The sequence below is a fragment of the Streptomyces sp. BB1-1-1 genome (genome assembly GCF_031597775.1).
Taxonomy (GTDB): Bacteria; Actinomycetota; Actinomycetes; order Streptomycetales; family Streptomycetaceae; genus Streptomyces; species Streptomyces thinghirensis.
This window is the reverse complement of sequence record NZ_CP134203.1, coordinates 4,793,089-4,807,322: the sequence shown is the minus strand read 5'-3', so window position 1 is coordinate 4,807,322 and position 14,234 is coordinate 4,793,089. Positions and strand designations below refer to the sequence as shown.

Annotated in this window: 7 protein-coding genes; 3 read left to right on the top strand and 4 right to left on the bottom strand. The window is 73.9% G+C overall.

What is annotated here, in order from left to right:
- Positions 1-199: 199 nt before the first annotated feature.
- The 3 genes from RI578_RS22140 (at position 200) to RI578_RS22130 (ending at position 3,935) form a co-directional block, all read left to right on the top strand.
- Positions 200-883, top strand: a complete 684-nt coding sequence (locus RI578_RS22140) for a LuxR C-terminal-related transcriptional regulator (RefSeq protein WP_399061018.1) — start codon at positions 200-202, stop codon at positions 881-883.
- Positions 884-1,044: 161 nt separating this feature from the next.
- The gene (locus RI578_RS22135) at positions 1,045-1,776 is read left to right on the top strand and encodes a DUF4255 domain-containing protein (protein ID WP_310872676.1); all 732 of its coding nucleotides are present in this window, start codon (positions 1,045-1,047) and stop codon (positions 1,774-1,776) included.
- Positions 1,773-3,935 (top strand): ATP-binding protein, encoded by a 2,163-nt coding sequence (locus RI578_RS22130; protein WP_399061015.1) that lies wholly within the window; start codon positions 1,773-1,775, stop codon positions 3,933-3,935. Before RI578_RS22135 ends, RI578_RS22130 begins: the two co-directional genes overlap by 4 nt.
- 19 nt (positions 3,936-3,954) lie before the next feature.
- On the opposite strand, the gene RI578_RS22125 is transcribed toward RI578_RS22130, so the two are convergent.
- The 4 genes from RI578_RS22125 to RI578_RS22110 all read right to left on the bottom strand — a co-directional run bounded on the left by RI578_RS22125 (position 3,955) and on the right by RI578_RS22110 (position 14,088).
- Positions 3,955-5,412: an RICIN domain-containing protein gene (locus tag RI578_RS22125; protein ID WP_310872675.1), complete on the bottom strand. Its 1,458-nt coding sequence runs from the start codon at positions 5,410-5,412 to the stop codon at positions 3,955-3,957.
- A gap of 75 nt (positions 5,413-5,487) precedes the next feature.
- The gene (locus RI578_RS22120; protein WP_310872674.1) at positions 5,488-6,918 is read right to left on the bottom strand and encodes a hydrolase; all 1,431 of its coding nucleotides are present in this window, start codon (positions 6,916-6,918) and stop codon (positions 5,488-5,490) included.
- 107 nt (positions 6,919-7,025) lie between these two features.
- The gene (locus RI578_RS22115; RefSeq protein WP_310872673.1) at positions 7,026-8,504 is read right to left on the bottom strand and encodes a DUF4157 domain-containing protein; all 1,479 of its coding nucleotides are present in this window, start codon (positions 8,502-8,504) and stop codon (positions 7,026-7,028) included.
- 136 nt (positions 8,505-8,640) lie between these two features.
- Positions 8,641-14,088 (bottom strand): hypothetical protein, encoded by a 5,448-nt coding sequence (locus RI578_RS22110; protein ID WP_310872672.1) that lies wholly within the window; start codon positions 14,086-14,088, stop codon positions 8,641-8,643.
- Positions 14,089-14,234 lie beyond the last annotated feature (146 nt).

Here is a 14,234-nt window from a genome sequence, read left to right as displayed (position 1 = left end):
GCGCGTCTTTGCGCAAGACCCTCCTGACCTGCTGGAACGTCCGCCCGGCGGCCTGCCCGAGAGGGTCTCCGCACTGGTCTCGTGGTGTGCCTCGTGGTGCTCCACGATTGCGCAGCCCCAGCCGTCACAGAAGTGTGGAACACGCTCATCCGCTACCGGCCTGCGCCGAACGGCGGGCTCGTGAACAGGGGGGAAACGGTTGTTCAACTCACCCCGGACCACCACCACATCCAGTCTCGGCGCCGACGGATCCGTCGGCGTCGCCGACCGGCGCGTCCCGGTGGCGGTGTCCGCGCCGGACCCGATCAGCCGCGAGGGCGCGGTCAGCCAGTTGCGCCGCCACCCGGAGATCGATCTGCGCGAGGAGTCCGGCCCCGGCACGGTGGCCCTGCTCATCGAGGACGCGCTCGACGAGGCGGCGCTCACCCGGCTGCGCCGGATCGTGCGCAGCGAGGGCGCGCGCGCCGTGCTCGTGGTCGGCGCGATCCGGGAGAGCGAGCTGCTGGACGTCGTCGAGTGCGGCGTCGGCGCCATCGTCTGGCGGCACGAGGCCACCGCCCACCGGCTGGTGCAGGCGGTACTGGCCGCGTCCCGCGGCGACGGCGACCTGCCCGCCGACCTGCTCGGCCGGCTCATCAGCCAGGTGGGCACCCTGCACCGGGGCGCGGCGGGCCGCCCCGGCGCCCCCTCGCTGGGTCTCGCACCCCGCGAGGTGGACGTCCTGCGACTGGTCGCCGAGGGCCTCGACACCGGAGAGATCGCCGGCAAGCTGTCCTACTCCGAACGGACCGTCAAGAACGTCATGCACGGACTCACCACGCGACTCCATCTGCGCAACCGTGCGCACGCCGTGGCCTATGCCCTGCGGGAAGGCTACATCTGACCGAACGGGCAATCGAAGGCGACCCCTCGGGGCCGCGCGGGCACCCCGGCCTGCCCGGCCGCCGTCCCCGGCGCGCCTGCGGGCGGGACGGCCCCCGGGGCACGATCGGTGACGGACAGTGGCGGACGGCTGCGGCGAGACGGCAGGGCGGGAGCGCAAGAGTGATCCACGAGGTGGACGAGGTCCTCAAGAGCCTCCTCGGCGGTGGCGCGCTGACGGGCTCGGGCATCGACGTGTCCTTCGAGGCACCCACCCGTGACTGGGCGGCCCGGCGCAACGCCCCCGTGGTCAACGCCTATATGTACGACATCCGCGAGGACGTGGCCCGGCGTCAGAGCGGACACATGTCGGTGCGCGACGAACGGGACATCGAGGTGCGGCGCCGCCGGCCGCCGCGCTGGTTCCGGCTGTCGTACCTGGTGACGGCCTGGACGAAGACCCCGCAGGACGAACACCGGCTGCTGTCCGCCGTACTGGCGACCCTGCTGCCGCGCGAGGTCCTGCCGCCCTCCGAACTCCCCGCCTCACTCCGGGCGCTGGGGCTGTCGATGCCGCTGACGGTGGCCGGCGCCCAGACGGAGTCCCGTTCCCTCGCCGAGATCTGGTCCGCCCTCGGCGGCGAGCTGAAACCGTCCCTGGACCTGGTGGTGACCGCCCCCTTCCCCGCCTTCCCGGAGTACGACGCCGGGCCCCCGGTCACCGAGGGCGCGCTGGTCCGGGTGCGCGAACTGCCCGGCGAACCGGCGCAGTCCAGCGAGCGCGCCCACCGTCCCCACCAGGTGGCCGCCGCCCGCGCCGCCCGCAAGGACGCGGCCTCTCGCAAGGACGCGGCCCCCCGCAGGGACACGACCGCTCGCGAGGACGCGGTGAACCACCGCACGGACCAGCGGTGAGCGCCCCCACCGAGGAGGCGACGGCAGCCGCCCCCGGCACCCCGGCTCACGACCCGTCCGACCCCCCCGGTGCGTACGCCCCGAACGTCCCGCACGACCCGCACGACCCGCACGACGATCCCGCGCACGCCCTGCTCGCCCACCTCGCCGCCCTGCGGGAACGGGTGACCGCGCTGGTCGAGCACCGCGCCGCCAGCGACCCCACGGCCGACGACCCGCTGCGCGGCCTGTACCTGTCCGACGACGCCGTACGCCACCTGCTGCACACCTGGCCGTCCGCCGACGCCACCGATGCCACGGAAGCCGCCGCTGCCCCCGCTGCCGCCGAAGCTCCCGAAGGCGCCGACGCCGCCCCACCGCACGCGTCCGCCGACGATCCGGGCGGGTCCGGTGACCGGCTGGCGCTGCTGGCCGGGCGGGCGGGGCTGACCGAGCTGGACACCGCCGTCCTGCTGATCGCGCTCGCCCCCGACGTCGACCGCACCTTCGAGCCGCTCTACGGCTACCTCAACGACGACGTGAGCCGCCGCCGCGCCACCGTGGGCCTCGCCCTCGACCTGTGCGGGGTGCCCGCCCACCTGGCGGCGGTCCGGGGCCGCTTCCACGCCTCGGCGCCTCTGCGCGCGCTCGGACTGCTGGAGGTCGAGGAGCCCGAGCGGCCCTTCCTCACCCGCTCGTTGCGGGTCCCGGACCGGCTGGCCGGCCATCTGCTCGGCGACGACACCCCGGACGCCGCGCTCCTCGGCCGGCTGCACCCGATGCCGGACCCGCTGCCCGCGAGTGCCGACGCCGAGGACTTCACGCGCCTCCTGGCCGCACGTCTGCACGACGGCCCGCTCACCGTCTACCTGCGCGAACAGCGCGAGGGTGACGGTCTGGCCGCCCTCGCCTCCGTCCTGCGCGCCGCGGGCCTCGACGCGCTGTGCTGCTCAGGACCCGAGGACGACCTCTCCGCCGTTCCCGAGCTGCTGCGCGAGGCACGCCTCGGCGGCCGGGCCGTCGTGGTGTCCGGCCTGCCCGGCCAACCGGGCCCGCTGGTACGGGCGCTGACCGCGGCGACGGACGTGACCGTACTGCTGACGGACCCCCGCCCGTACGACCCGCACTGGGCACCCCACGACCCGCTGGTCCTGGACGCGCCGGGCCGCCGGGCCGGCGGAGCGGCCGCCTGGCGGGCCGCGCTGGGCCCGGACGCCGACGGCTTCGACCTGGCCACCGCCGTCGCCCCCTACCGCCTGGGCGGCGACCGGATCCAGCGGGCCGCGCACGCCGCCCGCGCCCTCGCCGCCTTCGACGGCGGCCCGGTCACCGCCGAGCACGTCCGGCTCGCGGCCCGCCGGCAGTCGGCCTCCGGCCTGGAGAGCCATGCCCGGCGGATCCGTCCCGCCGTGGACTGGCGGGACCTGGTCCTGCCCGAAGCGCCTCTCACCCAGCTCCGCGAACTCGCCCTGCGCGCCCGCCACCGCGACCGCGTCCTCGGCGACTGGCGGCTCAGCGCGGGCGGTGGACGCGGCCGGGGCGTCCTCGGCCTGTTCGCGGGCGAGTCCGGCACCGGCAAGACCCTGTCGGCGGAGGTGGTGGCGGCCGACCTGGGCCTCGACCTCTACGTGGTCCAGCTGTCGTCGATCGTGGACAAGTACGTCGGCGAGACCGAGAAGAACCTCGAACGGATCTTCACGGAGGCCGACCGCACCGACGCCGTACTCCTCTTCGACGAGGCCGACGCCGTCTTCGGCAAGCGCTCCGAGGTCAAGGACTCGCACGACCGGTACGCCAACATGGAGAGCGCCTACCTGCTCCAGCGCCTGGAGTCCTTCGACGGCATCGCCCTGCTCGCCACCAACCTGCGCGCCAACATCGACGAGGCGTTCACCCGGCGCCTGGACCTGGTGGTCGACTTCCCGTTCCCGGACGCCGGTCAGCGGCTCGCGCTGTGGCGGCACGGCCTGTCGCACGTCCCGTCCGCCGACGGCATCGACCCGGCCCCGCTGGCCCGGGACTTCGAGCTGGCCGGCGGGTCGATCCGCAGCGCGGTGGTCACCGCCGCGTACCTCGCCGCCGGACGCGGGGACCACGTGACGGCGGGCGACCTCCTGGAGGGCGCCCGCCGCGAGTACCGCAAGGCCGGGCGGCTGGTGCCCGGCGAAGGCGGTTGGTGACCGTCAGTCCTTCTTCCCGTCAGTCCTTCTTCACCGGGACGATCTTCCACTCCTGATCGTCGGAGTTGGTGCAGTTGTAGATCGTCAGCCGGGCGAAGAGGCCGCCGCCGTTGGCGTTGCTCACGTCCAGGCACTTGTTGTCGCTGACGAAGTTGCGGATCCAGTAGTCGCCGCTGGGCTGCTTGTCGATCCACCAGAGCTGGTTGTCGCCGGTCGTGCCGTCGCAGTGGAACTCGGAGACGGGCGTCGTGATGGGCCGGGCACCGAACTCGCCCAGGTCCATGCAGAGCTTGTCCTTGACGTTCCGGATCTGGAAGAGAGCCGCCCCGCCGGGACCGCCCTTCTCGACCTTCACCTCAAGGTCCCAGATCTGGTTGTCCCCGTCGGTGTCGTCGCAGACGGCCTGCTGGACGGGGCCGTTGATCTCGCCCTTCTCCCGCCCGGGGAGTTCGGCGCACATACCGGTGGTGGCGTTGCGCAGCAGGACGTTCTCGGCGGGCACCACGGGCTTCTTCTTCGCGGGCTTCTTGGGCTCCCCGCCACCGCCACCGCCACCGCCGTCGCCCTTGCCCCCGCCGCCGTCGCCCTTGGTCTCCTCGGAGGCCGGCTGCTCGGGCGCCTTCGGCACTTCGGGGGCCGACTCGGCCGCGCTGGGCAGCGTCTCCGGGCCGGCGCTGGCACTGGGACTGGGCGCGAGCGCACTGCCCGCCTGCTCGATCTGATCCGTTGCACTGGTGCGGACCTGCGGCTTGTACGCGATCCAGATCATCACGAACGCGATCGTCAACGCCAACGCGATACCGAAGAACGCCGCCAGCCAACCCGGCAGAAACCCACGCTGGACATACGTCCCCTCGACCTCCGTCGGCTCGACCCCCGACCGGCGCACCGCCAGCGAATAAGGCCGCTCCTCCTTCGACCCGAACCAGATGATCTGCCGCGGCTTCAGCGTCGTCTCCACGAACGCCGCCCGACCCGGCTCGATCTGCACATTCCCCGGACGGATCTCGTACGACAGATGATCCCCGGTATCACTCCCGGAAACCGACGCCGTCACCTTCGTATTACCGAGATTGTCCACCGCCAGCCGCGGCCGCCCCCGAAACCGCCCCTTCACCGTCGGCGGCACCAACTCCGCCCGCACCTCGGTGAACGGCGTGATCGTCAGGTTCCCCTCCGGAACCGTCACCGCATCCGGATGCTCCGTCGGCGTGATCCGCACCGCATACGGATTCGGCCCCGCCACCGCGTCAGGCGTCCGCGGCGGCGCGAAGGTCAACTCGACCGTGCCCGTCGTCCCCGGATACAGGCGCAGGGTCTGCGGTTCGACCGTCGTCCAGGGCGCGATGTCCCCGACGGGCTCGAACCGGTACTCGTCAACGACATCACCGGTATTACGCACCCGCAGCCGCACACGCGTGCTACTGCCGGGATCAACGGTGGCGGACGCGGGCTCCAGAGAAGTCCAAAGGCTCACACACCGACGCTACGCGCGTTCCGATCGACCGTCAGGAGCCCCGAGGGCAGACCGGGTTGCCCTCCTGGGCCTCGGTCACACGGTGATGCGGACGGCCTCCAGTTGGAGCTTCTGGTCCATCGGGCTGCCGAAGTACCGCCAGTCCGCGGACTTGGTGCAGCCCTGCTCCAGCCAGCCCTTGTCCTTCACGTGGGTGTTCGGGCAGACGGTGCCTCGCGACGTCTTCAGGGTGAACCCCTGGAGAGGCGAGACCGCCTCCTTGGAACTGCCGAGGTACATGTCGACTCCGTCGGCGGCACTCGCCCACTTGGAGCCGGTCAGCCACCCCTCGACGACGTGGGCCCCGTTGCCGGTGACGCCCTCGGTTCCCGCCACGGCGATGTTGAGGGCCTTGATCGGCAGGTTCTTGCCGACCGTGCCCGCCTCGGCCCCGTCGCACACCGGGTCCTGCCATCCCTGGTCCGCCACGTAGGCGCGGTAGCAGACGTGCCGGCCCTCGCTGCGGGCGGCGATCTCCTTCACCGCCGTGGCCGCGGTCCGGGGCTTGGGCGGATCGGCCTTCTTCGACTCACCGCCACCGCCACCGCCGTCGCCCTTGCCTCCGCCGCCGTCGCCCTTGGTCTCCTCGGAGGCCGGCTGCTCGGGCGCCTTCGGCACTTCGGGGGCCGACTCCGCCGCGCTGGGCAGCGTCTCCGGACCGGCACTGGCACTGGGACTCGGCGCCAGCGCACTGCCCGCCTGCTCGATCTGATCCGTTGCACTGGTGCGGACCTGCGGCTTGTACGCGATCCAGATCATCACGAACGCGATCGTCAACGCCAACGCGATACCGAAGAACGCCGCCAGCCAACCCGGCAGAAACCCACGCTGGACATACGTCCCCTCGACCTCCGTCGGCTCGACCCCCGACCGGCGCACCGCCAGCGAATAAGGCCGCTCCTCCTTCGACCCGAACCAGATAATCTGCCGCGGCTTCAACGTCGTCTCCACGAACGCCGCCCGACCCGGCTCGATCTGCACATTCCCCGGACGGATCTCGTACGACAGATGATCCCCGGTATCACTCCCGGAAACCGACGCCGTCACCTTCGTATTACCGAGATTGTCCACCGCCAGCCGCGGCCGCCCCCGAAACCGCCCCTTCACCGTCGGCGGCACCAACTCCGCCCGCACCTCCGTGAACGGCGTGATCGTCAGATTCCCCTCCGGAACCGTCACCGCATCCGGATGCTCCGTCGGCGTGATCCGCACCGCATACGGATTCGGCCCCGCCACCGCGTCAGGCGTCCGCGGCGGCGCGAAGGTCAACTCGACCGTGCCGGTCGTCCCCGGATACAGGCGCAGGGTCTGCGGTTCGACCGTCGTCCAGGGCGCGATGTCCCCCACAGGCTCGAACCGGTACTCGTCCACCACATCACCGGTATTACGCACCCGCAGCCGCACACGCGTGCTACTGCCGGGATCAACGGTGGCGGACGCGGGCTCCAGAGAAGTCCAAAGGCTCACACACCGACGCTACGGGCGCAGGCGACGTCACGTCCCGATCCGGGGGGGCAGGCCGGGTGGTCGCGAGGGCCGGGCCGTCTGCCCTCACGTCCCCGCGCGGACCGTTCTCACCTGGGGTGCCACTTGCTGACCGGCAGGCCGTTCGGCACCTTGAGTTCGAAGGCTCCGCCGATCGCGGCGTCCAGTGCCGCGGCCGGTTCGTTTCCCGCTCCGAAAGCCGAGGCCGCCAACAGCTCCTTCAGCTTCGTGCCGGATCCCCGGAACGCCCGGGCTCCCTTGAGCGCCTCGCGCGCTCCGTCCGCATCCATGTTCTTGTTCATTCGCTCCAGCAGGTCCGCGGAGACCCAGCAGTCCGGGATGCTGTCCAGGTCCCACTCCGCGTACCAGTGCTTGTTGTTGAGCCAGTTGCGGTCGGGCACCTTGCCGTCGACGGCCACCAGGTAGAACGAGAACTTGATGTTGCCCAGCGAGCGCCAGTCCGCGACGTTCGTGTTCGCGCTCGCCCCTCCGGCCTTCGCGTTGTCGTATGTCGACATGATGTCCCGGAAGGTCGGCGGGGACTTCGGGTCATCACCCGTGTAGTGGCGGATCGTCCACCGCTTGGCCAGCAGGCCCTGGGACGCGGTCTTGCGGACAGGGGGGATCCTGTGCTTCTCGACGTCCTTGATGTGGGAAAGCATGTCGAAGTCCGCCTGTCCCTCACCGGCGGGGAACTGCTGCTTTCCCATGTACTGCATCAGCTCCCAGGCGTCGTCCTTGGAATGCCCCGACGCCTCCAGGGCGGCGATCATCTCCGCCGGGTTCCGGGCAGTGCGCAGCGCGTCGTCCCCGGCCCGCTGCACCGTGCCACCGCCCGTGTCCCCCGTGCTCCGCTGGACGGCCTGGTCCGTGTCGCCCGCCTGCTCCCCGACGCTTCGCTGGGCGACGACGGACGGGGCGGTGCCGGCTCCGGACATGAAGGCGTCGCTGTCGGTGTCCGCCGCCCGCTCGGAGCCTTGCCCGGGGTCCGTGACGGTGAGGCCGGCACCGTGGTTGTTGCCCGTCTCGGGGATGCCGCGGATGTTCTTGTCGAGGTGGCTGGCCTCGTGGGCGAGGGTCTTCGTGTTACCGACGGCCTTCGGACCGAGGAAGATGTGCTTGCCGACCGTCATGGCCTCGGCGCCCAGCGCCGCTGTGGCGCGCTGGGCTATCGGGTTGTCGTGCACCCGCCCCTCGGAGAGCCGGTCGTTCTGGAAGAACGGCTTCGCCTTGGCGAGGAAGGCCCCGGGGAGCGACGTGCTCGGCGTGTTCCTGGCGGCGTCGAGGAGGCTGCGCTGAGCCGTCGGACCGGTGTCCTCCACAGCTCCGTGCCCGCAGCCGGGCCCGTGCTCGTGCGGGGCTTCCCGGCGCTGCACGGTCGGCGCCGCGTGCCCGCACCCCGGGCCGTGCTGGTGCCGCTCCGCCTCGACGGACCGGGCCACGGCCGCGTTCCCGGCCAGGCGCTGGAGGTCCAGCATCCGCTGGACGGGCGCGCTCACCGCGGCCAGCTGGCGGTTCGTCGCGTCCCGCTCGTCGGACGATCGGCTCCGCGTTCCGTGCGCGCGCACGACGCTCCCTTCGACACCGGACGGTTGACCACCCAGCCTTACCGGAGCACCCCCGCCTCCGGCAGGTCCGCGAGGGCAGCTTCGCGGGCAGTCCGGGCGGGCGACGGGAATCGCCGACCGGTCCCGCCGACCGGCCCTACCCGTCTCCGGCGAACCGCCGTGCCTCGGACGCCGGCATCCGGATCACCACCGGGATGGGCAGCACGCCGTCCCGGACACCGACGGCCTCCGCGCCCCGCACCCCGTGCGTGTGCCGGCGCCGCACCCGCGCCACGGCCCGGAACTCCAGGGTGAACTGCACGAGCGCCGAGGTCTCCTTGGGCTTCTGGAGCGGGACCGTGCCCGCCGCGTTGCCCACCGTGCCGGCCGCGCCGCCCTCGCTGCCGACGCCGCCGGGCGCGTTGGTCAGGCCGGACTGCTCGACCCGCACCGGCCCGCCGCCGCCCGAGAAGCCCGCCGAACGACCGTGCCGCGCCGCCTGCCGGTGCTCCACGCCCGCGGGACGGGGGCCCTCCGGGCCGCTCTGGGCCACCGTCTCGAAGGTCATCGCCTCGCTCTCGCCCAGCGGCCGGGCGTCGAGCAGCCGCGCGTGCAGCTCGCAGTCGACGTCGCGGCCCTCGGCGCCGGAGATGTGCACCGGCGGCAGCTCGGCACCGGCGGACACCAGGAGCGGCAGGGCGGCCAGCAGCCACTCGGTGGAGACCGCCTCGCCGTGCGCGTAGTGCGCGGCGCTCCCCGTGCCGAGGCCGGTGCCCGCGTCGGCGCTCGCCATCGCCCGGCCGATCAGCGCCCGCACCTGCGGCGCGCCCCGGAATCCGTCGGCCTGCGCCTCCATCGGCAGCCTCGCCCCCGCCGCCCGCCACGTGCCCAGCGCGGCCGGGTGGGCGCCGCTTCCGCCCGGCGCGATCTCCGGCCGCCGTCCCGGGAGGCGCTCCTCGGGTACCGGGGTCACGTTGGCCAGGGCCGCCAGGTCCTTCTCCAGGGCGCGGTGCACCAGGGCGCCGCGGATGTCGACGCTGACCACCTGCCCGTCGGCGGACCGCAGTTCCAGCTCGGCCGTGACCGGGACGCGCACCTTCACCGAGGGCGCCTCGCCCACGATGGCCCGCAGCCCGGTCTGTCCGCGCTCGGCGACGGCCCGGCTGGTGGCCTCGGAACGGCCGGCCGCCGGTCCGAGGACCCCGGCGCTGCGGTCGGCGGCCGCCTCCCCGGACGCCTCGGAGCCGGTGAGCACGAGGCCCACGCCGTCGGAGCGGCTCTCCTGGTGGGTCCTCGTGCGCTGCGCGGCCGCCACGGTCGCGTACTCCATCTCGCGGTCGCCGCCCGACGGCCCGACGATCTCACCGGCACCGGTCCGCCGGATGTGGAACACGGCCAGGTACGGCTTGGCACGGCGGCCGGGCCGACTGCTGTTGCGCAGCAGTTCCACGGGCACGCCGCCGTCCATGGCCCCGGCGAGCAGACCGGTGGCGCCGGCCCGGTCCAGGACGCGCAGCAGCCGTTGCACGTTGTCGAAGCGGTCGTCGAGCCGGTGCGAGGGCAGCAGGTCCTCCGCCAGGGTCCGGTCCTTCACGGCCGAGCGCAGCCGCTTCAGGAGGGGTACGAAGTCGGGCAGTTCGTCGATCAGGCCGAAGCCGATGGGCATGCCCTCGGCGTGCGGGGGCAGGGGCGTGGGGGCCGCCGGGGTGTCGGTGTCCGTCTGCCGCTGCCGTTCCCTGCCTTCCTCCTCTCCCGCGCCGGTCTCGCGAGCCCTGCCCTTGCCCTTGCCCGTGACCTCGCCCGTGCCTGTGCCCGTGCCGTCGCCCTTGGCACCGTTGTCCTCCGCCGCCGGGCCGGGCGTGCCGAACAGGCTGGTCGGGCCCATCTGCGCGAGCGCTTCCTCCCGCTCCTTCGCCCGCTCCTCCGGGTCGCGCAGCCCCGCCGCCGCCAGCTGGGCCCCGGTGAGCCACAGGCCGACGCTGCCGGGGATCGTCCGCTGCCTGGCCGCCGTGTAGGGGCCCCGGCCGTTGACGGCGACCTCGGCGACCATGCTGACGGCCAGGTCGCACTGGACGAGGTAGAGCGGGCGGCTGCGCGGGGCGACGGCGTTGCGTTCCACCGTGCCGCTCAGCGTCGCGCTGTCGGCGTCGGTCGAGGCCTTGGTGTTGCGGTAGGCCGGGGTCTCCCACATCGACCAGCCCTGGCCCGTCTCCATCGCCCGGGCGTTGCCCGAGTACGTCCGGCTCGTGGTCCGCGCCCGCTGTCCGGAGCCCTGGTGGCCGCCGAGCGCCATGTTCTCCATGCCCGCGCCGGTACTCCGGTGCCGTACCCGGGGGTTGGTGAGGGCGAAGCGGGTACCGACCGCGCCGTCCAGCGCGGCAAGCCGCCTGGGATGGCGCAGGCCCGCCACCACCCAGCCCGTGCTGACGCCCTGCCGCAGTGCCGCCGTGACGGCCTGCGGGCCGAACCGGTCCTCGACCGCCAGGCGCGGCGCCAGGCCCTCCGCCTCGAAGGCGGTGTCGCCGGGCTTGTCGGTACGGCCCCCGCGCGCGGCCTCGGCGAGCAGCATGAAGGCCAGGTCGCGGATCTCCTTGGCGTCCCCTACGGTCTCCACGAAGTCCCAGTCCCGCAGGCCGCGACCCGCGGGCCGGGTGGTCAGGTCGGTGATGCCGGTGGCGTCGAGCTTGCCGATCCGGCCCTGCCGCGCCGCGGCCCGGCGCCGGTTCAGCCCCTCGTACGCCTCGTCGTCCAGGGTGGTCGCGGTCGGGGCGCTCAGCCGCACGTCCTGGCCCTGCTCGCTCAGCTCGCGCAGGGGATTGTCCTCGGCGGTGCGGTCGTCCGAACTGGCGATCACCTCGGCCGCCGGAGTGTGCCGTCCGGGACGGCCGGGGGTGAGGGCCCGCTTCGCGGTGCGCTCCCGGCTGGTCATGGTGACGTGCACGCCGAGCGACAGCCGGGTGGCGAACGTACTGGTCGACACGTCACCGCTGTTCAGCGAGTCGGTACGGGTCACCGGCCCGCCCTGGGCGCTGCGGCTGCTCTCCACCGCCGCCTCGGCGGCCACCTGCGCGGACAGCGCGCCGGGGACCAAGGTCCCCTGGACGGCGCCCTGGACGCCCGCCTTCCGGGCGGACATGCCACCCGTCTGACCGCTCGACCCCACGCCGGCGCTGCTGCGCACCAGCCAGTCGGGGGTGTCGCCGAGGTAGGTGACCGGGCCGATCCGGCCCCGGACGCGGACCTGTACGTCGTCCGACCTCAGCCCGGACTTGCGGCGCAGCCGCACGGGCACCCCCGTGGACAGCAACTGGTCCTTGTTGGCGCGCAGGTTGGTCTCGGACAGGACGGTCAGCAGTTCCCGGTAGTTGCGCCGCTGGGCCTCGGCATCCGTGCGGTTCGCGGCACCGCCCGCCGCGGCCCTGCCGGTGGCGGCCTCGCCGAACGGCGGCAGGTAGCCGGCCAGCCGGGGATCGGACGCGGACAGCCGCTCCAGCGTCTCGATCAGGGGGCGGGTGTCGAGGTGGGTGAGCGCGGCGCTGGAGCCCATCGCGTCGAACGGCAGATGGCGTTCGGTCTTGCGCGGGCTGCCGTCGGCGTTCAGTTCGGGGGTGCCGTCGGCCTTCGTACGGTCCGCCTTGGTGAACAGCTCGCCGGCTTCCGTGCCGGCGGGCAGCGGCAGCCCCAGGTGCCGGGCCTCCTCGGCCCGCATGCTGATCCAGGCGTCGACGGTGTGCCGGGCCGTGCGGCCGGCGGGGGTGACGGTGTGCCCCGGCGCGGCGGGCCCGGTGCCCTCGACGGTCAGCAGGATCCGGCCCAGGTACAGCGCCTTGGTGCCGCGCACCTCGGCACCCTGCCGGGTGGCCGCCGCCTGGTCGGCCGAGGAGAAGCGCATCCGCCGGAAGCTGACGCCGGGCATCGTCTTGAGGCGTACGGACGGCCCCGCGCCCGGAGCGCCGAAACCGACGGCGGGGCCGGCCCCCGCCATGCCGCTCATGCCCTTGCCCATGGAGGCGCCCATGCCGTGCTGCGTCTGCTGATGGGTGCGCAGCTGGGTCTGGCCGGCCTTCCACGCGGGGGTCAGCGAGACGATGTCGGCCCGCATCCGGTAGGCGCTCTCGGCTCCGGCGGCGCCGGCCGACAGGTCCTCGCTCGCCACCCAGCCGGTCAGCAGGCGCGGCAGGTCCTGGAGGATCGTCGCGGCGCTGGTGGCCTCGTAGAGCCGGGTGCGGTCGGCGGAGTCCGGGGGCGCCGCCTGGGGGTGCAGGGTGGCGTTCACCTTGTCGAACAGGCCCCCGCCGCCCGCGTGCGGGGCGCCCCGGTCCTCCACGCCGACGACCGCCATCGACGTGGCCTGCCGTACGCCCTTGCGCTGCTCCTCGGAGAGGCCGGGTCCGGTGGCGGGGGCGGGCCGTTGGGTGCCGAGGGGCACGAGGTGTTCCTGCGGCACGCGCATGGTGAGCGTGCCGTCGGACTCCACGACCCGCGCGGTGCCGTAGGGGCCCTGCGGTCTGATCCGCACGGTGTAGCGCACGTGCCGCAGCGCCCGGACCGTGCCGCCGGAGCTGCGCAGGGTGCGCGGCTCGGCCACCGTCCTGGTGTTGTGCGCGTCGTGGTCGCTGCGCAGCCCGAGGCCGCCCGCGAGTTGCGCGCCGCCCCAGACGCCGGGCACGGGCGTCGGGACCAGGACCGTACCGGAGCCGCTGAGGCCGATCTGCTTCGAGCGGGCGGTGTCGGTCACCACGGTGGCGGACGAGGAGTGCTGCTGGTCCACCTTCGTGTCGTCGTCCCGGGCCGCCCGGTCGGCCGGCGCCCGTTCCGCCGGCAGGACGGGCGAGGCGGCGTCGGGGTTCTCGAACAGGGCGGGCTCCGGCGCGGCGTGTGCCGGGTCCGGCCGGACGGAGACCGTGACGTCGTACGCGCCCTCGCTCCCCCGCACGGTGAAGACCCGGCCGCGGCCGTAGAAGGTCTCCGGCCGCCCCGCCAGCTCCCGCTCCACCGCGGCCACGTCGCGGTCCGCCCCGCCCGGGATCGAGGCGATCGCCCGGCCCACCGCCTGGTGGCCGGTCAGCCCCGACACGGTGGAGAGGCCCGCCGACGTCATGTCCGTCAGATACGGGGGCAGTACCAGCGGCGGATGCTTCGGGGCGTTGCCGGGTCTCGCGATCTCCGGCCCCGTGCTCCGGCCGGCGACGGGCGGGGTGCGCCGGGCGCCCCGGACCGGACGGCGGCGCGGCGGGGCCGGGACGGCCGCCGTCCGCTCCCCTGTTCCGGCCTCCTCCTCCACGATCGGGGCCAACGGCGCCCGCGCCACCACGAGCGGGCCGCCGGCGGCGTCCGGCGGGCGCGGGGCGGGACGGTTGCCGATGAGGAGGGAGGCGGCGGCGTTTCCGGCGCTGCCCTGGATGGCCAGCAGCTCCCGCGGGCCGAGCGCGGCCCCGGGGCCGGCCGCCGGGGCCGGTCCGCCTGCCTGTGGACCTGTCTGTCCGCCGTACGACTCCCGCGCACCAGGCCTGCCCGCGTCGGCGGACCTGACCGGCGGGGGCACCGCCGCCGCGCGGCCCGGCACGCCGCCGTCCGGGCCGGGCTTCTCCTGTCGTCCCCGCATCGCACGCCCCTGCCCGACGAGGCGTCGGCCCCGTCCCCTCGTCGCCGGCCGTCGAGAACCGGCACGGGCTCGGCGTGGTGCGGAGCCCGCCAGGCCGGGAGGCTAACTCATGAACGGGGCCCGGCCACAGGGTGAAGCTTGAACGA